The following is a 19,779-nucleotide window of genomic DNA, read 5'->3' as shown; positions in this document are numbered from 1 at the left end:
ACAAAACCCACCCCTGTCAGATCCGAATTGTTCCAGCGGTTCATCGTGGCCCGGAAAAACACCGACATTGGTGTGTATTAGAACGTCAAAGGGGTCTAGGAGTAGAGAACATCCGAGTGTTGCTCGGAAGTGTCGTCTCCACCGTTGATTTTGGTGGCCAATTGCTCCCTAGACTGAATGTCCAATTTAATAAATGTCCTGTAGAGGTGTCCTTCAATGGTGCGCAATGAAACATTCAGCCTGTCTGCAATGAAATTGTTGGACTCCCCTTGGGCCACCAATAGTGCTATCTGGTGCTCGCGGCGGGTCATTTGGGGCTGATCGATGGCCTGAAAAACCGGCGACACCAGCCCTGGCATCTTTTCCCGCATGGCCACGACCTTGCTGGCTGTCTTGCGGCTTTTGTGAACCTTGCCGTGATCGTTGAACTTCTTCAGGGCAAGGGTGGCCAGCTCAACGGCAATAAGCTCAAAACCATATGCCATGGCGGTGTTGCTTGCCTTGTCAAGGCCTGCCGGTTCCTGTGATCGCATGGCACTGGACCATTCTTCGAAGAACCCTTTACTGCCGGACTCCAATAGCCTGGCCACCTCGAATAGCCTAAGCACGGCCGCAGCATCACCCACACGAACCATGAGTGACAAAACAGTCAGCTCGATGCCAAGAAAGCCCCGAGTGGCACACTCACGTTGCAGATGCCTCAACCGTGCCAGGCCCAGCTCGGATTGGCCTGACATGAATTGGGCCGCCGCAGCGTAGGCCGCTCCTTCCAAGTAGTAAAACTTGTTGCTGCGCCGATTGAGGGCTGCCAACTGGCTCAAGCGTTCTTGCGAACCAGCAATGTCCCCACGCATCGCCAGACAATAGGCCAGCAGCCCAAGTGCCGAATGCAGTACCGACCAGGGATCATAGTCAGACAAAACCCCCACTGCCGCGTTCAACGCCACAATGGCTTCCTCGACGTGGCCACGGCGGCACTGCACCATGGCAGCTGCCAAGTCTTTCAGCCCGCCTGAAAACAGCATGAGGTCAGGATTGGTAAACGTTGAAGGTTCCAGGGCCCCGCGCACATGCTCCCAGGCGCCGTCGTATATGAAGACGGCAACAGATCTGGCATAGGCCAGCAGGGCTATATCTGGACGAGGGAATCCCTCAGGGCGGCTCAGATTGGCGATTACTTCCATGGCTGTCAGCACGGCTGAGCTCATCCGGCCGGTGGCGCTGAGAATCTCACCCATCAATGATTTCAAGGCCGTTTGATCGCTGATGTTGGCTGTCAGCGGGTGCCGCAGCAATGCTTCAATATTCTCACTTGCCCGAACACTGTCCCCTACCGCCACATCCCTAAAGGCACACAGGATTAGCACTTCGATGTCAGCCCGGGTAGAGGATTCCTGCAGGATCACCGGAGAAAATCGGCTTTCAAAATTCTTCAGGGCACCATCAAAGATGGTCTCGTAGTCCAAATGCGACAGGTGGCTCAGATGCACTGCATGCAAGGCGCTGGCGGCAATCTCCGGTGTTGGTGCCAGAGCAAGCGCCTGCAGTGCGAGCGAGCGTGCCACATCTTTATGGTTTTGGTTCAGTCGGGCAATGGATTGCTGTGCCAACAACGCCGCGGAGTGGTTAGCATCTACTTTGATGGAGCAAAATTGCAGGGCCTCCAAGGGGCGCATGAGCCGGTTCGCCCATGTGGCCGCCGCCAAGATTTGCCCATCACCGACGGGGACCCCGCAGTCCAAGGCCCATCGGGTGAAGTTGACGATGAATTCCGGATTGCCATGCTGTTCCGGGGGCACGACCTTTGAAACGTCGGCATAGAGCCGGCGACTGCTTCCCACCGGAATCGCCGCCCGGATGGGTGCCGCCGTGGCGGCCCGTGCCAGGCGCATGGTTAAACATACGCCGGGCACAATGACCACTAGTTCACGCTGTTGAATATCATCCACCACGTCGGGGCTGGTTAGATCAAGGAGCACATCCAATGGCAATGGGCCGGCCAGAGCCAGAATTTCAATGATGCGTCGGGATGGCGCAGGCACGTGGTCCAGATCCATCTGCAGGTATTCCCAAGATTCCGAACCGAGCCGATCGGCCGGGTGAGCCAAAATCCACACATTGTTGACTTTGCGTAGGGAACCCTCTTCTTGGGCGCCAGCCACCAAGCCATTCAAAATCAGTGGATTCCCGCCCGAACGGCTGGTTAGATAGTCGGTTGTTGGGCGCGCTACTTTGCCGCCCAGCAGTCCTTCAAGGAAATCTTGCACATCTTCGGGCTTGAGCGGTGCCAATTCAAAGCGGGACAAGTGCCCATCACGCCATAGTTCCCTCAAATGACTTTGATGGCTGCCGTGTTGGTCCACCAGGATCAATTTGGCGCTCGAGGACATGACCACTTGGAGAATGATGGCCGTGCTCTGGGAATCCAAATGTTCGGCATTGTCCACCATCAACAGCACCTGACTGGCGCCCTCTGCCGATGCATGGATCTGATCCATAAGTCCGTTCAGGACCTCATAGTAGTCACTGCTGCGGATCACACTTGTGCCCACCCGGGCATTGACGGCACCAAAAGGTATGGCGGCCAAGGATTTGCTGGCCGAGAGCCTGATAGTCACAACGTCCGGGCCAAGGGCGGCCAGAAGCTGACCGAGTATCCACGTTTTTCCCGTGCCTCTGGAACCTACTATGAGGACACCTTTGGAGGTGCTGTCCATGAGTAGCTCAACTATTTCCCCAATATTTGCCCCGCGGGCCACACATCCCCATTTCATGTACCAAGACCTGTGCGTCCAGCCGAAGCGTGGCGCCACCGCCGCCGTGGCTGGCAGCTGGTCCAGGTGAGGCCAATAACACTGTCCTTAGTCTAAGTACGTGTTGGTGATTGTGTCGATAGGGATGCCGTATTAGTCCCGCGAAACGAAATATAGGTCACTATCCCCAAGGTTATCCACACTGTGTGTAACTTTTTCCCACAACCCACAGACTTATCCACCGACGTTGAAAACCCATTCGAACTATCCACAGCCCGTCTTCGAAGCTGTGGTTATCCATAGTTGTTCACAAAGTTATCCACAGAAGTGGATAACTTTGTGGCGGTTTGGTCCGAAAGTACGAAAAACTGCGTCAGGAAAGTAATCCACAGCTGTGGAATTACATGTGTGTAACTTATGCCCAATGTGCAAAACTATGGGGATAACTAGTAGTTCGAGTAGTTTTAAAGTACTCGAACTACAGCTCTGTAAGTTATGCCCAACTGTGGATAGTGCTGTGGACAACTGTGGATACGTGCAACCATGGAGCCATGGAAATATCCGATCCCCTTGATATCCACAGAGTTTTCCCACAGCACCCTGAACAAGATCAGATAGACGAGTACCGCCGGCTCACTGCAGAACAGGCCGGTGGCGTTGCCATCATCAGCACCTCCGTGCGCAACCGCGATCTTGCTGCAACCGTCAGTTCTTTTCTGTCAGTCTCCTACGACCCTCCGACATTGCTGGTGAGCCTGTACGCGGAATCTCGGATCGCATTGGCAGTGTTGGAGTCGGGATCCTGGGCCTTGTCTCTACTGACGGCTGAGCAGAAGGGCCACGCAAACTGGTTGGCCAGCCCTGGAACACCTGTTGAGGGGCTGCTCCAGCAGATTGATTTTAGGCGCGGGCCGATGACAGGCAACGCCGTGATCGCGGGCGCGCTGGCCTACTTTGAGGTGGAAACCACTGCAGTCCATGAAGCGGCCACCCACGTGTTGGTGGTGGGACATGTGCTTTCCATGGGCGAAGACGCACCCTGGAGCAAAGAATTGTCGCCCCTGCTGCACTACGGCGGAGACTACCGCCGGCTGAAGTAATTCGCGGGCGGGCGCTCCAAGGGCTGCTAAAAAGGTCGGGGGCGGGCATGGATGTCCATGCCCGCCCCCGACCCGAGTCGATCAGCAGAATTCACTAGCCCACTATGAAGTTGGGGAACGTGGAAACCTTGTAGAAGGTCAGCCCGATCAGCAGAACAAGGACGGCAGCGATGCCGCCCCACTGGATGAGGTTGCGGTTCTTGGCCGGCGCGTAGGCTATGGCGGCGGCGCAGAGCGCACCTGCAATCAACCCGCCAAGGTGGGCCTGCCAAGCGATGCCTGGAATGATGAATCCAATGGCCGCGTTGATGAGCAGCAATACAACGATTTGCCGAAGATCGCCGCCACGTTTCTTCTGCACCACAAACAGTGCACCAAACAGACCAAATACGGCTCCCGAGGCGCCAACAACCACTGTGTCCAGCGGCGAGATCAGCAGCACGCCGACCGAACCCGCAAAGGCACTGACAAGGTACAAGGCCACATAGCGGGCCCGGCCAAAGGCTGGTTCCAAGGCGTTGCCCAGAATCCAAAGCGCGTACATGTTGAAGGCGATGTGCATGATGTTGCTCGAATGCAGGAAGGCGCTGGTCACCATGCGCCACGGTTCGGACTCGGTCAAAAATGGTGCATAGGCAAAATTCTGGAACACAAAGCCATTGGGAATAGCCCAGTCCAGCGCGAAGGCAACAACACAAATTGCCATCAGGGTAATGGTGGCCACCGGCCGCCCGGTGCGCACTACACCACCGAAAATGGTCCGTCGGGATGGGGTCGACTTCGCGGATTCCCGCACGCAATCCACACACTGAATTCCCACAGCCGCGCTGCGCTGGCACTCCGGGCATGTTGGCCGCCCGCAACGCTGGCAGCTCACATAGGAGACCCGTTCTGGGTGGCGAGGGCATACGGGAGCCTCTGAGGGGGCGCCCGGAGGTGGGAAAGCAGAACTCATGGATTGGGTCCTAACGAAAAACAAGGAAGGCCTCAGCCGCCGGATCCCACAAGGAATCCGGCGGCCAAAGCCATGGAGATTACGAGCTTGTTAGAGCTGTTCAACCGTGATGGAGTTGATGACAACATCTTCACGCGGCTTGTCGCCTGCGCCTGTTGCCACGCCTTCAATGGCGTCAACAATTGCCCGTGAGGCCTCATCTGTGACGTCACCGAAGATGGTGTGCTTGCCCTGAAGCCAGCTGGTGTTGACAGTGGTGATGAAGAACTGTGAACCGTTGGTGCCGCGGCCGCCCTGGATGCCGGCATTTGCCATGGCGAACTTGTAGGGATCGTTGAAGTTCAGATCGGGGTTGATCTCGTCGTCGAACTGGAAGCCGGGGCCGCCAATTCCGCGACCCAAGGGGTCTCCACCCTGGATCATGAAGTCCTTGATGATGCGGTGAAAGATGGTGCCGTTGTAGAGCGGCGCGTTGGTCTTCTCACCCGTACCCGGGTGGGTCCACTCAACGGTTCCGGTCGCCAGACCAACAAAGTTGGCCACTGTCTTGGGCGCGTGGTTACCAAAGAGGTTCACCTCGATATCGCCAAGGCTTGTGCTGATAGTTGCTTTTGCGGTTGGGATAGCAGTCATGGCGATATTCTGCCATGCCATGCTGAAGATTTTCACGCTTACCGGGCGCATTCCGCGTCAGGCGAACTGTCCAGGGATAGCAAGCAGGCAGCAGGAGACGTAGGCTAAGCCTTGAAACAGCTGAATATCTGGAGGAAACGTGAAGAAGGTTGACCGCTTTACCCAAGGCCTGGAAGATTCACTCACTACTGGTGTTGACAATGCCATCGAGTGGGCTTCTCCGCATGTTGAAAACGCCAAGGACTGGACAGCTCCGCGGGTGGAGGCTGCCTTGAACTGGGCTGTTCCGCGCATTGAGAGGGGCATTGAACAAGCTTCCCCCATGGTTCAGGACGGTCTTCGCAAGGCTGCCCAGTACACGGCCGACGGCGTTGCTGCCGTCACACCGAAGCTCCAGGAAGGCCTCGAGAAGCTTGCGCCACGCATTTCCGACGCCGTCGACGGGGCTACCCCGCATATTCAAGAGGTGTTGGACAAGACAGCTCCGGCCATCACCTCGGCCAAGGACAAAGTGGTGGATGACTTCATCCCCAGGGTTTCGAGCAAGTTGGGTGTAGCAGCCCACGCTGTTGGTTCGGCGTTGGACAGTTCAGCGATGACCCACCAGGTAGAGATTGCTGCGGCGAAACTCACAGGCAACAAGAAGGCTCTGGCGAAGGCTGAAAAGGCCGCGTCGCAGGCGAGCAAGAAACTGGCTGCCGAGTTGCACAAAGCCAGCAAGGGAACGAAGAAGAGCCACAAGGGCTGGATCATTGTGGGCATTGTTGCTGCCGCCAGTGCCGCGGGTGTAGCTGCATGGAAGGCTTCAAAGCCAGTGGCTGATCCGTGGAAGACGCCCGCCCCCGTTGCGCCAGCTGCGGTTCCCCCTTCAGTGCCGGCGCCGGTTCCTGCTAACCGCGACGCTGAGAAGGACGTCGAAAACGCTGTTGAAGACGTTGTTGAGAAAATCAGCGAAGGCGCCAAGAACGCCGCCGGGACCGTGAAGGAGAAGGCGGCAGAGATCGTCAAGGACTCCTCTGACGCAGTTGAGTCTGACTCAATTGAGAAAGCCAAGGAGAGTGCCGCCGAGGCCGTTACCAAGGCCAAGGAAGCTGCGGCTGGGGCCGCGTCTACGGCAAAACACGCTGTCACCGACGCGGTGGGCGATGGAACTCCCAAGCCCAAGCCCACAGGGCCCAAGAGCTAGCTTCCAGCGCGCAACAGAGCATGAAACGGCAGGTGCCCGGATCCTTGATCCGGGCACCTGCCGTTGTTTAACGGGTCATCTGAGGGTGCAGATCATCTTTCCTGTTTGAGTCCGCTGCGTCCCTGGCGCAGAATGACCACTGCCAGGCCTGCCAAAATTAGGCCAAGTCCTAGGTAGGTTCCCGGCGGCAGGGCTTCGGCAAGGAAAATAGCAGCCAAAATAGCGGCTCCTGGAATCTCCACCAGAATCATCATGGACACCACCAGCGGCGAAATGGTGGCCAGCAGGTAGTTGAAGATGGTGTGGCCAAAAAGTTGGGCCGCCACAGTGACGCCCACGATCCCCCACCAGGCCTCGGCGGGGATGTCCACCAGTGGCTGGCCAAAAGCAAAACACATCAGCAGCAAAATCACCGAGCACAGGCCATAGCAGAGGCTTGAATAAACGCCCGTGGAAAGGCTTTTGCGGGCCTTGGCCCCCGCCAAGGTGTAAACCGCTGCCAGGGCGCCTCCTGCAAGCGCCAGAACGTCTCCTACCAAGGCTTCGCGGGACACTCCCATGTCAAAGCCTGTGATGACCACTACGCCAAGCATGGCGGCGCCCAATCCCAGCAGAATGGGACGAGGCGGCTTTGAGCCCCTGATCCACTGGAAGAGGGCTATCCACGCCGCCTGAAGGCACACCAAGGCCGTAGCGACCGCCACACTGGTCATTTTTACGGAGGTGATGAAACAGGCGAAGTGCAGTGCCAAGGCAGTTGCAGCAATGGCTGTGTATTTCAGTTCCTGGCGGGTCAACGCCTTTAAAAACCCAGGATTCTTAATGAGAGCCGGGGTGCCTAGGGCTAGTGCACCCAACACGTTGCGCCACAAGGCAATGGTCAGTGCGGGGGCTGCAGTGGCTGCCATGATGGGACCGGAGGCCGAAACGCCCAGGATCCCTACGATGGCCAGGAAAAATATCACCCCTCAAGCGTAGGGGGTGACCTACAGGCTTAAGACAAAACAACCCCGGTCCAAAGACCGGGGTTGTTTCCCATGGTGGAGGCACGGGGACTCGAACCCCGAACCCCCTGCTTGCAAAGCAGGTGCGCTACCAATTGCGCCATGCCCCCATGAGGCTTGTTCAGTATATCTGTAACAAGTTCAAAAGATTCAATTGACTGAATCAGTTGCCTTGCTCCAGGTTGCCTTCGCAACTTTGGATTCCCGCCGCTTCTTATTCAAGAAAACCGCTGCACTGAGAGCTGCGACCAAGATCATCAACTTCTTCACTACAAACCATCCTTGCCTAAGAACCTTTAGGTTCCGTGGGCGCACCAGGACTTGAACCTGGGACCTCTTCGTTATCAGCGAAGCGCTCTAACCGCCTGAGCTATGCGCCCTTCCGGCCCTGTTCGGGCCGAGACAAAACTTTACCGCACACTTTCCCAAAATCCCAAATCGGCGGGTCCTAGGCCTGCTCGGACCCGCCGATTCAAGGGATTTTGGCGATATTTCTACCTGTTAGTCATCGGTCAGGGTAACGCCGATGCCGCCGACCAAGGTGGCCGAGATGTTGTACAGGAACGCTGAAAGCACCGAAAGGGTTGTCAGCAGCAAGACATTCACCACGGCAACGATCGTTGAGAACGACGCAACCTGGCCCAGTGACACAATCGTCAACAGGTCAATGGGTGTGCCGCCCTCCTTGCCCTGAATGTCATTGATGAAGGAGTTGACAGTGTCAAACAACCCAATGGTGTCCAGCACCGTCCACAGCACAATGGAAGCCACAACGGTGACGATGCCCAGTGCAACCGACAGCAGGAACGCCATCTTCAGCACGGACCACGGCTCAACTTTGCTCACCAAAAGGCGTGCTCGGCGGGCTTTTGCCTTGGGTGCGGGCTTGACCAGCGCCGGCGCTGTTTTGGGCGCTGGCTTAGGTGCTGGGCGCTTCGCCGCAGCACTCGTGGTGGTTGCCGGAGCAACGCCAGGCCGCTGCGGAGGGCGCGCCGGAGCACCTACCCTCGGGGCGGAACCAGGCCGCGGAATCGGGTTATTGGCGCTCAATCGGTACCTCCAGTTGTTCCATCTTCGTTGCTTAACGGTACTTCATCAAGCTGAGGCTCACCTTCGAGAGCACCCTCAACGGATTCTTCAGGGACGTCAGTTTGTACTGACTCATCTTCGTCATCAAGGCCCCGCTCGCTGTTTCGGGCCACCTCAATGATGCGGTCGTTCTTGTCCGGCTTGGCAAAGATGACACCCATGGTGTCACGGCCTTTGGCGGGCACTTCCGAGACGTTGGAGCGCACCACCTTGCCGCCGCTCATCACGACCAAAACCTCGTCATCCTCTTGAACAATCAAGGCACCAACCAGGTCTCCGCGGTCGTCGGCGAGCTTGGCAACCTTGATGCCCAAACCGCCTCGACCCTGCAAGCGGTATTCACTGACGGCTGTGCGCTTTGCATAGCCACCCTCCGTGACAATAAACACATATGAGTCTTCGGTGACAACATCGGCGGCAAGAAGTTCATCAAAGTCACGGAATTTCATGCCCGTGACGCCCGATGTTGCCCTGCCCATGGGCCGCAACGCCTCATTGCTGGCGGTGAACCGGATGGATTGGCCCTTGCGGGACACCAGCAGCAGGTCGTCGCTGTCGGACACCAGCTGGGCTGAGACCAGCTCATCACCGTCGCGCAGATTGATGGCAATGACTCCAGCCGAACGGTTGGTGTCGTAGTCCGCCAAGGAAGTCTTCTTGACAAGACCGTTCTTGGTGGCCAGTACCAGGTAGGGGGACTGCTGGTAGTCCTTGAGCTCCATGACCTGGGCGATTTTCTCGTCAGGCTGGAAGGCCAGCAGGTTCGCCACGTGCTGTCCCTTGGCGTCACGGCCGGCTTCAGCGAGCTCGTAGGCCTTGGCCCGGTAGACGCGGCCCAGGTTGGTGAAGAACAGCAGCCAGTGGTGGGTGGTGGTGACAAAGAAATGCTCGACGACGTCGTCGCCCCTCAGCGCTGCTCCCTTGACCCCCTTACCGCCACGGTGCTGGGAACGGTAGTTATCGCTTCGGGTGCGCTTTACATAGCCGCCCCGGGTAATGGTGACAACCATTTCCTCTTCAGGGATGAGGTCTTCCATGCTCATGTTGGGGTCGTAGCCCATCATAATTTCGGTGCGGCGGTCATCACCAAAGCGGGCAGTGATTTCAGCTAGTTCGTCGCTGACGATACCCCGCTGAATTTCAGGATCGGCCAGGATTCGGTTGAACTCGGTGATCATGCCCTCGAGCACGTTGTGGCGATCAGTGATCTTTTGGTGTTCCAAGGCTGCCAAACGGCGCAGCTGCATGTCCAAAATGGCCTTGGCCTGGATCTCATCAATGTCCAGCAGCTGGATCAAGCCGTCGCGGGCTTCCTCCGTGGTGGATGAGCGTCGAATCAACGCGATGACCTCGTCAAGGGCGTCAAGGGCCTTCAACAGTGCGCGCTGAATGTGAGCTTCTTCTTCCGCCTTGCGCAGGCGGAATCTGGTGCGGCGGACAATGACGTCCATCTGGTGGGTTACCCAGTGGCGAATAAAAGCATCCAAGGGCAGCGTGCGGGGGACACCGTCAACGATGGCCAACATGTTGGCGCTGAAGTTTTCCTGCAGCTGAGTGTGCTTGTACAGGTTGTTCAGAACAACCTTCGCTACGGCGTCGCGCTTGAGCACGACAACCAGGCGCTGGCCCGTGCGTCCGGAAGTCTCGTCACGGAGGTCAGCGATGCCGGAAATCTTGCCGTCCTTGACCAGATCGGCGATCTTGATGGCCAAATTGTCAGGGTTGGCCTGGAACGGCAGTTCGGTAACTACCAAGCAGGTGCGGCCCTGAATTTCTTCAACGTTAACCACAGCACGCATGGTGATGGAACCACGGCCAGTCCTGTAAGCATCTTCGATGCCCTTGCGGCCCAAAATCTGGGCACCTGTGGGGAAGTCGGGGCCCTTGACACGCTCAATGAGTGCCTCCAGGAGTTCTTCGCGTCCCACATTGGGGTTGGCCAAGTACCATTGGACGCCCTCGGCAACTTCGCGGAGGTTGTGCGGGGGAATATTGGTGGCCATACCCACGGCAATGCCCGAGGAACCGTTGACCAGAAGGTTCGGGAACCTTGAGGGCAAAATGGTGGGCTCTTGGTTCTTGCCGTCATAGTTGTCCTGAAAATCGACGGTTTCCTCGTCGATGTCCCTGACCATTTCCATGGCGATGGGTGCCATTTTTGTTTCGGTGTAACGAGGCGCAGCAGCGCCGTCATTGCCCGGTGAGCCAAAGTTGCCCTGTCCCAGTGCCAAGGGGTAGCGCATGGTCCAGTCTTGGATCAGGCGTACCAAGGCATCGTAAATGGAGCTGTCGCCATGGGGGTGGTACTGACCCATGACTTCACCCACCACGCGGGCGCACTTGTTGAAGGAGCGCTCGGGGCGGTATCCGCCGTCGAACATGGCGTACAGCACGCGGCGGTGCACAGGCTTGAGCCCATCACGGACGTCGGGGAGCGCGCGGCCCACGATGACCGCCATGGCGTAGTCGAGGTAGGAGCGTTTCATCTCCTCCTGGAGATCAATTTGCTCAATCTTGTCGTGCATTACATTGCCTTCAAGGACGTCATTTCCCGTGGCATCCACGGAAATATCGTCTGGATTCTGAGGTGTTTCGTCACTCATAGTTCTTTATATTCCATTCGCAATATATGTCTGATTCGCTCTATAACTAGGGGGTATATCTTGCCCTGGCTAGATGTCGAGGAACCTTACGTCCTTGGCGTTTTGCTGAATAAAGTTACGTCGTGATTCAACGTCTTCGCCCATGAGGGTGGAGAAAACCGTGTCCACTTCGGCGGCATCGTCCATGGTGACCTGCAGCAAGGTGCGGTGTTCCGGGTCCATGGTGGTGTCCCACAGCTCCGTGTAGTCCATTTCACCGAGGCCCTTGTAACGCTGGATTCCGTTGTCCTTGGGGATGCGACGCCCCGCAGCAGCTCCGGCAACCAACGCCGCGTCACGTTCCTTGTCACTGTAGACGTAGTCGTGAGGCGCATTGGACCACTTGATCCGGTACAGCGGCGGCTGGGCCAGGTACACGTAGCCGCTTTCTATCAGCGGACGCATGTAGCGGAACAGCAGAGTCAGCAACAAGGTGGTGATGTGCTGGCCATCAACGTCAGCATCAGCCATCAAAACAATCTTGTGATACCGGGCCTTGTTGACATCAAAATCTTCACCAATGCCGGCGCCGAAGGCTGTAATCATGGCCTGAACTTCGGTATTCCCCAAGGCACGGTCGAGGCGGGCACGCTCCACGTTCAGGATTTTTCCGCGCAACGGCAAGATGGCCTGCGTGGTTGGGTTGCGACCTCGCACCGCCGAACCACCAGCTGAGTCACCCTCCACAATGTAAATCTCTGAAAGCGCAGGATCCTTGGACTGGCAATCCTTGAGCTTGCCCGGCATGCCGCCGGACTCCAACAAGCCCTTGCGTCGGGTGTTTTCGCGAGCCTTGCGGGCAGCCAATCGGGCCATGGAGGCCTGGATGGACTTGCGAATGACGTCCCTGGCCGGGCCGGGGTTGCGCTCCAGCCAGTCACCCAAACCATCGGTGACGACGCGCTGAACAAAGCCCTTGACCTCGGAGTTGCCCAACTTGGTCTTGGTCTGGCCCTCAAACTGCGGCTCGGAGAGCTTCACCGAGATGACGGCAGTGAGGCCTTCACGGATGTCGTCACCGGTGAGGTTGTCATCCTTTTCCTTGATGATGTTCTTCTCGCGCGCATACCTGTTGATCAACGAGGTCATAGCTGCGCGGAAGCCCTCCTCGTGGGTTCCACCTTCATGGGTGTTGATGGTGTTTGCATAGGTGTGGACGCTCTCGGAGAACGAGGTGGTCCACTGCATGGCAATTTCCACAGCCATGCTGCGTGAGGAATCCTCAGTTTCGAAGGCGATGACGTCCTCGTGGACGGGCTCGTACTTCTTCGATGTGTTCAGGTGTTTAACGTAGTCAAGCAGCCCGTCCACGTATTGGTAGATGACCTCGCGCTTGCCGGTGGTGACATCCTTGCCTTCAGGGATGGCATCCAGATCGGGGTCTTCATCGTGGACAGCATTCACTTCACGCTCGTCGGTGAGCGTGATCTTCAGACCCTTGTTCAGGAACGCCATCTGTTGGAAACGGGCACGCAGGGTCTCAAAATCAAACTCAATCGATTCAAAGATCTCCGGGTCCGGATAGAACGTCTGCGTTGTTCCAGTTTCGGTGGTGGCTTCGCCCTTGACCAGCGTGCCCTGGGGCTTGCCGCCGTCGGCAAAGCTCATCCGCCAAACGAATCCCTTGCGCCGAACTTCGGTGTCGACCCGCCGTGACAGGGCGTTGACAACGGAAATGCCCACACCGTGCAGACCACCAGAAACTGCGTAGCCGCCGCCACCGAATTTTCCACCCGCGTGCAGGATGGTCATGACAACTTCAACCGTGGGCTTGCCCTCGGTGGGGTGAATGTCAACCGGAATGCCACGGCCGTTGTCCACCACTTTGACACCACCGCTGGCTGTCAGGGTGATCTCAATGTGGTCGCAGTAGCCGGCAAGAGCCTCATCGACGGAGTTGTCCACCACTTCGTAGACCAAGTGATGCAAACCGCGCAGGCCAGTGGAACCGATGTACATGCCAGGACGCTTGCGGACGGCTTCCAAGCCCTCCAGCACAGTGATGTCACTGGCGTCATAGTGACTGGTGTCCGCTGGCTTTTCGGTTACTGCAACCTCACTAGGCTGCGTGTTTACCGACTCTGGATTCACGGCACTATCCGAATTATTCGTCGTCACAGGCGCGTTCGACCCCTCTTATTGTTCAGCTCGATTGCCAACGTTGAGACAGGGCAAGACTTTCACTTGCCCGTGCATCGAGTCCTCGTTGAAGGCAGATAAATACCGCTCTCAACGAAACTAAAAACGAGCCACAGCGCCGCAGAGAGACGGTTATGGTCCAATTCTACCTTGAGGCTGGTGTATATGTGCCCTCAACGTGCCCTAGCTGGGCAGAAAAGCGCCTTAGAACGCAATTGTTATTCCATCTTTAAGGGGATGTACGGCGTGAGGGGTTTGAATCGTCCTACAGCGGCCTGGCTAGCTCGGTTACTGTTTGGCTGCCGCAGCCGGATCTACCCGTAAGTGTCCCGGGGACCACGGCCCTTCACAGTGCGGAAACCCTTGCGCCAACTTGGTGCGGCAGGTCCCAGCACAAGAATTTTTGTCACCACGCCCCGGCCAAGATCGGCGTCAAATTTGGCCAACAGTGACGATGATAGCAACCGCAACTGGGTGGCCCAGCTGGTGGAATCACATCTGACGTGAAGCGTTGTTGCTTCAAAACTCTCCGGCTGGCAGTGGGCTGCTATCTCCGGTCCCACCAACGTGTCCCACTGCGCCATGACCGAGCCCACGGCCAGCGGGGAACTCCACCCACGGTCCGAGACCAGCCGGCTCACAACGTTGCCCAGCCCCAAAGGATCCCTGCCGCCGCCATATTTGGCATCGAGAAACGGCTGCCGTTTTGCCTTGGGCGTGGCCTTTTCACCCAATCTGCTTCGGGGGATCCGCAATTCGCCACGGCTTTTGGCGATGGTGCGCATCCGGTTCAGGGCTGCCTGGGCCGCATCCACTTCTGTGACATGGTCCGTGGCTGCCGCGAGTTTGCTGCGTCCTATTCCCGTGGGGTCGCTGCTTGAGGGACCGTTGGGATCCTCACTCATGGGGAACCACTCCACCTGGAATGACCTGGACCTTGGAGCCGGACAGCTCCTCGGGAATATCTTCTGCCACGGCAGCTGTCACCAAAACCTGTTCGGCCGAGCCAACCATCACTGCCAATTTTTTCCGCCGTTGGGCATCGAGTTCAGCAAAAACATCATCAAGAATCAGGATGGGCTGGTTTCCGGCCACATGTTTGTCTTCATCAAGTACATGGAATGAGGCAAGCCGCAGCGCCAGGGCAATGGACCAGGATTCCCCATGGGAAGCATAGCCGCGGGCCGGGGCCTGGCCCAGAAGCAGGTCCAACTCATCCCTGTGCGGCCCCACCAATGACATACCGCGGTCAAGTTCACGGGCACGGGACCTCTGCAGCTCGGCACCATACATCGACGCAAGTTCTTCCACACTGAAAAGCGAAAGATCCACGTTTTCGCCTGCACCAGGAGCATCGGCGACACCGAAAGTGTCGGGGGAGGCGCCGTCGTGCGCGGAAGTGTCAGCCAAACTGCTGAGGTAGTTGGCCCGCAAAAGTTTGGAACCATCGGTCAGCTGGGCATAAGCCTCGGCCATGTGGGGGCGCAGGCGGTTGAGTAAATCGAGCCTGGCAGCCAACAAATTTGCGGCAACGGCGGCCAGGTGCTGGTCCCACACATCCAAGGTTGCCAGCTGAACTTCCGGGACACCCGATCGGGAAAAATGGGCTGCCCTTGCGGACTTCAACAGTGCATTGCGCTGTTTGAGTACCCTGTCATAGTCGCTGCGCGTGGCAGCATGCCTAGGCATCAAAACAACCAACAGGTCATCCAAAAACCGGCGCCGGTTCCCGGGATCACCCTTTACCAAGGCCAAATCCTCCGGCGCAAACAGGACGGTCCGGCAGATACCCAAAATATCGCGGGACCTGATCGGGTTGGCCCGATTGATGCGTGCACGGTTGGCCCGTGAGGCGTTGATTTCCACCTCCACCATGACCTTTTGCTCGGCGCGAACCAACTGTGCCCGGATGAGGGCCCGTTCAGTGCCGAAGCGCAAAAGAGGCCCGTCCTGGCTTACTCTGTGGGAAGAAAGGGTTGAAAGATAGCCGATCGCTTCCACCAGATTAGTTTTGCCCAAACCGTTGGAACCAACAAGCACAGTTACACCGGGGCTAAGCGTTAGATCCACCTGGGTGTAACTGCGGAAATCGGTGAGGGAAAGATGTTCAAGATACATTGAGCTGAGAATTATCCACTGTTAGGAACCCGCAGGTTTTGTGGCGTGTCCACCAAATTGGTGGCGCAAGGCCGAGACCATCTTCATGGCCGGCGAGTTATCTTCCCGCGAAGAGAACCTGGCAAAAAGCGCCGCCGTGATGGCTGGTGCCGGGACGGCATTGGCAATGGCTTCCTCAACGGTCCACCTGCCTTCACCGGAATCTTCAACGTAGTCATCGATCGATTCGAGCCCCGGATCCTCATCCAGTGCCTTCACCATGAGGTCCAGCAGCCAGGAACGGACAACTGTCCCTTTTTGCCATGCACGGAAAGTGCCCGGCAGGTCTTCGATGATTTCCTTCTTCGCGAGCAGCTCATAGCCTTCGGCGTAGGCCTGCATCAAGCCGTACTCGATGCCGTTGTGAACCATCTTGGCGTAGTGCCCTGCACCAATGTCTCCCACGTGAACAAAGCTGTCGGCCCGTTCACCTTCGGGGCGGAGCACATCCAAAACGGGAAGTGCCCATGCAACGTTCTCCTTGGATCCGCCTGCCATCAGTCCGTAACCATTTTCCAGACCCCAGACCCCACCAGACACGCCAACATCGATGAATCCGATGTTCTTTTCAGCGAGCATGGCACCGTGCTTTTGGTCCTCAGTGAATCGTGAGTTTCCGCCATCCACCAGCAAATCACCAGCGTCCATCAACACCGACAGTTCGGTGATGACCGAGGAAGTGATATCCCCTGAAGGGACCATGACCCAAATGAGCCTGGGAGCAGGAACAGCAGCCACCAATTCAGCCATTGAGGCTACATCGGTGACTGCTGGGTTCCTGTCAAAACCTGTCACCTCAATCTGCGCTGCACGCAGGCGAGCCCTCATATTGAAGCCCATTTTTCCTAGTCCAACAAGTCCAATATGCACGTTCGTCTCTCTTCCGTGTTTGGCTGATCTTGGTGCGGCAGCGTTGCTGAGGCTTACTGGTTGGGCAACCTCACCGGCATAACCAGGTAGCGGTATTCATCACGTCGTTCACCGTCAATGTCATCCTGCGCACTGAGCATGGCCGGCTTGGGGGCCGAGGTGAAGGAGAACCTGACGTACTTGCTGTCAAAAGCACTCAGACCTTCGCTGAGGTAGTGCGGGTTGAAAGCCACTGTGATGTCCTCGCCCACCAACGTTGCTTCAAGGTTTTCCGAGGCCTGGGCATCCTCGCCAGTTCCGGCGTCGAGTGTCAGCTGACCGTCTGTGAAGATCAAACGGACAGGGGTGTTCCGCTCGGCAACCAGGGATACACGGCGAACTGCTTCAGCCAATGCGTGGGTTTCCACCGTTGCGTGGATGGGAGTATCGCTGGGGAACAAAGAACGGATCTTGGGGTAGTCACCGTCAACCAGCAATGACGTGGTGCGGCGACCGCCACTTTCGAAACCGATCAGCTCGCTGTTCTGGGAAAGGGCGATGTTGATATTTCCGGAGCTTCCCAACGTCTTGGCTACTTCGCTCAGAGTTTTAGCCTTGACCAAAGCCCCCGTTGAAATGTTCGGTGAGCTGGGGTTCCAGCGAATTTCACGGAGTGCCAAACGGTACCGGTCCGTTGCCAGCAAGGTAATCAGGTCGCCTTCAATTTCCATTTTCACGCCAGTGAGAATGGGCAAGGTGTCGTCCTTGCTCGAGGCAATGATGACCTGCGAAACGGCCTGAGCGAATGCTTCGCCGTCAACGGTTCCACTGACTTCAGGCAAGGCAGGCAATTCTGGGTAGTCTCCCACTGGCATGGTGGCCAAATGGAAACGGCTGCTGCGGCAGGTCAAGGTGACTTTGTTGCCGTCAGTTTCAACGTCAACCGGTGCAGCCGGCAGGCTGCGGCAAATGTCAGCCAACAAACGGCCGGAAACCAGGATGGTTCCTTCCTCAGAAATGTCCGCAGGGATCTGCAAGCGTGCCGAAATTTCGTAGTCAAAGCTAGCCAGGCTCAAAGTTCCGGCTTCAGCTTTTAACAAAAGCCCTGACAGTACGGGAACTGGTGGGCGTGGTGACAAGGATCGTGCGGCCCAGCTGACTGCTTCAGTCAGAACATCCCGTTCGACTCGGAACTTCACGGAAGGGTGCCGCCTTTCATGGTGCGAAAAATTTTGGTGAACCACTGATTGACCAGACCTGGGAAGGGTCTGGTGTAACCATCGGAATTACATACTTTCCAACAGCTTAGCCCCTTGATGGGCCCTCGTGGGCATTGGACTTTCCTTCAACGAGGGTGCTGGGCGGCGCAAAGGTAAATGTTGTTTGAAACGAATGAATCTTGTAGTTAGAAGTGTTAATAAGTCCTGTGGATACTGTGGATAACTGCCCCTGTCCACGCGGTCTAGCCGAAGTTGCCTGTGCACAGCCTGTGAGGTCCCACCGCTTTGGGCTGTGGGCGGCGGTGGAGAACTTTCTGGCCGGATTTAACGATCCACAGCTGCACTAGGGGTTATCCGCAGGAAGAGGGCGGTTGTGCACTTAACCATCCACAGGGTTATCCACAGCTGTTAATTTTAAGATTTTTTCTCCGCTACGCGGATTAGCCTTCGCGCTGTTGCTGCTTGATCTTGTTCGTCAGTTCGGTGACCTGGTTGTAGATGGCGCGCCGTTCGGCCATCAATTCCCGGATCTTCCTGTCTGCATGAATCACTGTTGTGTGGTCGCGCCCACCGAATTCCTGACCAATTTTGGGAAGTGACATGTCAGTCAGTTCCCGGCAGAGGTACATGGCGATCTGGCGGGCTGTCACCAAGGACCGAGTCCGGGACTTGCTGCAGAGTTCTTCCAGGGAGATGTTGAAGTAGGCGGCCGTCTGCCCCAGGATCGCCGCAGATGTGACTTCCTGGGCGCCGTCGTCAGTAATCAGGTCCTTGAGAACCAGTTCAGCCAAGCCAACATCCACCGGTTGGCGGTTCAGGCTGGCAAAGGCAGTGACGCGGATGAGGGCACCCTCAAGCTCGCGAATGTTTGTGGAGATCTTCGAGGCGATGTACTCCAGGGCATCGTCGGGGGCTGAAAGACCTTCGCCGATGGCCTTCTTGCGCAAGATGGCAATGCGTGTTTCCAGTTCCGGAGGCTGAACATCCGTCAAAAGGCCCCACTCGAAACGTGAACGCATCCGCTCTTCGAAGCCCTGCAAACGCTTGGGAGGCAGATCGGAGGTGATCACAACCTGCTTGTTGTGGTTGTGAAGGGCGTTAAAGGTGTGGAAGAACTCTTCCTGGGTGGCGTCCTTGTTGGCCAGGAACTGAATGTCATCGATCAGCAGGATGTCCACATTGCGGTAAAGCTGCTTGAAACTGGCACCTTCGTCATCGCGGATCGAGTTGATAAAGTCATTGGTGAACTCTTCAGAGTTGACATAGCGGACGCGAATGCCTGTGTAAAGTCGGCGCGCATAGTGGCCAATCGCGTGCAGCAGGTGGGTTTTGCCCAAACCAGAATCACCGTAGATGAACAAAGGGTTGTAGGCCTTGGCCGGAGCCTCCGCAACTGCCACAGCCGCTGCGTGGGCAAAACGGTTTGAGGAACCAATGACAAAGGAATCAAACACATACTTCGGGTTGAGCCGGCCAAATTCCTGCGAAGTACTGGGCAACGTTGGTGCAGGTTTGGAGACCTGTTCGGTTCGTTCGGTGTGTGTGGGGCGTTCGGTGCGCACCGCAACTGGTGCTGCAACGGGCTCCTCTTCCTTAACAGGAGGCACCAGATCGGCGTTGACGCTGAAGGCACAACTGATTTCTTCTGAAAACACTTGAGACAGCGCGTCGCTGAGAGCGGTACTGAGCTGAGTCTGCAGGACTTCCCGGGTTAGTTCATTGGGAACAGCCACCAACAGGGTGTTGCCAATCAAACCCTGGGGCTGGGTAAGGACCACAAAACCACGCTGGCGCGGCGAAACGCGTTCGTCTTGTTCAAGAATTCGTATGACACGCCGCCAGGAACTACCAACGTCATTGATGTCCTCAGTGCTCATTGGCAATTCCACCCTTACTACCGGTTGTTGAACCGGAATATTTATTGATTGCGCGCGTACTGCACGTGACTTCCATTACACACTTCAAAGCTCTAGCCAGGATGCGTAAGTAGCCGTTAAATCGCGGTAATCCACAGAGTTATGCACATCCGTGGATAACTTTCTACTGGCCCAG

At 56.9% G+C, this 19,779-nt stretch carries 16 protein-coding genes and 2 tRNA genes; 3 read left to right on the top strand and 15 right to left on the bottom strand.

Annotated elements, in window-relative coordinates:
• Positions 1 to 95 precede the first annotated feature (95 nt).
• Entirely contained in the window at positions 96 to 2,717 is a 2,622-nt protein-coding gene (locus CVS28_RS08435) for a helix-turn-helix transcriptional regulator (RefSeq protein WP_165788107.1), read from the bottom strand.
• Here CVS28_RS08435 and CVS28_RS20295 point away from each other — a divergent pair.
• Both CVS28_RS20295 and CVS28_RS08430 read left to right on the top strand, forming a co-directional pair.
• Positions 2,716 to 2,844 carry a hypothetical protein gene (locus CVS28_RS20295; protein ID WP_279325063.1) on the top strand — a complete coding sequence of 43 codons (129 nt, stop codon included), beginning with the start codon at positions 2,716 to 2,718 and terminating at the stop codon, positions 2,842 to 2,844. The genes CVS28_RS08435 and CVS28_RS20295 overlap by 2 nt on opposite strands.
• A gap of 460 nt (positions 2,845 to 3,304) precedes the next feature.
• Positions 3,305 to 3,853 carry a flavin reductase family protein gene (locus tag CVS28_RS08430; RefSeq protein WP_103465116.1) on the top strand — a complete coding sequence of 183 codons (549 nt, stop codon included), beginning with the start codon at positions 3,305 to 3,307 and terminating at the stop codon, positions 3,851 to 3,853.
• A gap of 94 nt (positions 3,854 to 3,947) precedes the next feature.
• On the opposite strand, the gene CVS28_RS08425 is transcribed toward CVS28_RS08430, so the two are convergent.
• Positions 3,948 to 4,559: a rhomboid family intramembrane serine protease gene (locus CVS28_RS08425; protein ID WP_306418483.1), complete on the bottom strand. Its 612-nt coding sequence runs from the start codon at positions 4,557 to 4,559 to the stop codon at positions 3,948 to 3,950.
• Between the two features lie 339 nt (positions 4,560 to 4,898).
• Positions 4,899 to 5,441: a peptidylprolyl isomerase gene (locus tag CVS28_RS08420; protein WP_103465376.1), complete on the bottom strand. Its 543-nt coding sequence runs from the start codon at positions 5,439 to 5,441 to the stop codon at positions 4,899 to 4,901.
• A gap of 139 nt (positions 5,442 to 5,580) precedes the next feature.
• Between CVS28_RS08420 and CVS28_RS08415 the strand changes: the two genes are divergently transcribed.
• Positions 5,581 to 6,627: a hypothetical protein gene (locus tag CVS28_RS08415; protein ID WP_103481216.1), complete on the top strand. Its 1,047-nt coding sequence runs from the start codon at positions 5,581 to 5,583 to the stop codon at positions 6,625 to 6,627.
• A 92-nt stretch (positions 6,628 to 6,719) separates the two neighbouring features.
• Here the strand turns inward: CVS28_RS08415 and CVS28_RS08410 are convergent, their stop codons facing one another.
• The 12 genes from CVS28_RS08410 to dnaA all read right to left on the bottom strand — a co-directional run bounded on the left by CVS28_RS08410 (position 6,720) and on the right by dnaA (position 19,604).
• Positions 6,720 to 7,592, bottom strand: a complete 873-nt coding sequence (locus CVS28_RS08410) for a DMT family transporter (protein WP_103465119.1) — start codon at positions 7,590 to 7,592, stop codon at positions 6,720 to 6,722.
• A 73-nt stretch (positions 7,593 to 7,665) separates the two neighbouring features.
• Positions 7,666 to 7,741: transfer RNA gene (locus CVS28_RS08405), tRNA-Ala, on the bottom strand.
• Between the two features lie 40 nt (positions 7,742 to 7,781).
• The gene (locus CVS28_RS20430; protein ID WP_370739490.1) at positions 7,782 to 7,889 is read right to left on the bottom strand and encodes a DLW-39 family protein; all 108 of its coding nucleotides are present in this window, start codon (positions 7,887 to 7,889) and stop codon (positions 7,782 to 7,784) included.
• Positions 7,890 to 7,937: 48 nt separating this feature from the next.
• Positions 7,938 to 8,011: transfer RNA gene (locus CVS28_RS08400), tRNA-Ile, on the bottom strand.
• 121 nt (positions 8,012 to 8,132) lie between these two features.
• Positions 8,133 to 8,681: a DUF3566 domain-containing protein gene (locus CVS28_RS08395; RefSeq protein WP_103465120.1), complete on the bottom strand. Its 549-nt coding sequence runs from the start codon at positions 8,679 to 8,681 to the stop codon at positions 8,133 to 8,135.
• Complete coding sequence (gene gyrA / locus CVS28_RS08390) at positions 8,678 to 11,323, bottom strand: DNA gyrase subunit A (RefSeq protein ID WP_103465121.1); 2,646 nt, start codon at positions 11,321 to 11,323, stop codon at positions 8,678 to 8,680. Before gyrA ends, CVS28_RS08395 begins: the two co-directional genes overlap by 4 nt.
• A gap of 69 nt (positions 11,324 to 11,392) precedes the next feature.
• Positions 11,393 to 13,480 (bottom strand): DNA topoisomerase (ATP-hydrolyzing) subunit B, encoded by a 2,088-nt coding sequence (gyrB, locus tag CVS28_RS08385; protein ID WP_103465122.1) that lies wholly within the window; start codon positions 13,478 to 13,480, stop codon positions 11,393 to 11,395.
• 335 nt (positions 13,481 to 13,815) lie between these two features.
• Positions 13,816 to 14,406 carry a DciA family protein gene (locus CVS28_RS08380; protein ID WP_103481215.1) on the bottom strand — a complete coding sequence of 197 codons (591 nt, stop codon included), beginning with the start codon at positions 14,404 to 14,406 and terminating at the stop codon, positions 13,816 to 13,818.
• Complete coding sequence (gene recF / locus CVS28_RS08375; protein WP_103481214.1) at positions 14,399 to 15,619, bottom strand: DNA replication/repair protein RecF; 1,221 nt, start codon at positions 15,617 to 15,619, stop codon at positions 14,399 to 14,401. Before recF ends, CVS28_RS08380 begins: the two co-directional genes overlap by 8 nt.
• Before the next feature lie 21 nt (positions 15,620 to 15,640).
• Positions 15,641 to 16,528: a phosphogluconate dehydrogenase (NAD(+)-dependent, decarboxylating) gene (gene gnd, locus CVS28_RS08370; protein ID WP_103465125.1), complete on the bottom strand. Its 888-nt coding sequence runs from the start codon at positions 16,526 to 16,528 to the stop codon at positions 15,641 to 15,643.
• Between the two features lie 53 nt (positions 16,529 to 16,581).
• Entirely contained in the window at positions 16,582 to 17,706 is a 1,125-nt protein-coding gene (gene dnaN / locus CVS28_RS08365) for a DNA polymerase III subunit beta (protein ID WP_103465126.1), read from the bottom strand.
• Between the two features lie 461 nt (positions 17,707 to 18,167).
• A complete protein-coding gene (gene dnaA, locus CVS28_RS08360) occupies positions 18,168 to 19,604 on the bottom strand; it encodes a chromosomal replication initiator protein DnaA (protein WP_103465127.1) in 1,437 nt (478 codons plus the stop codon).
• Positions 19,605 to 19,779 lie beyond the last annotated feature (175 nt).

The sequence above is a fragment of the Arthrobacter glacialis genome, assembly GCF_002909415.1.
GTDB classification, from domain to species: domain Bacteria; phylum Actinomycetota; class Actinomycetes; order Actinomycetales; family Micrococcaceae; genus Specibacter; species Specibacter glacialis.
This window is presented reverse-complemented; position numbering and strand designations above follow the sequence as displayed.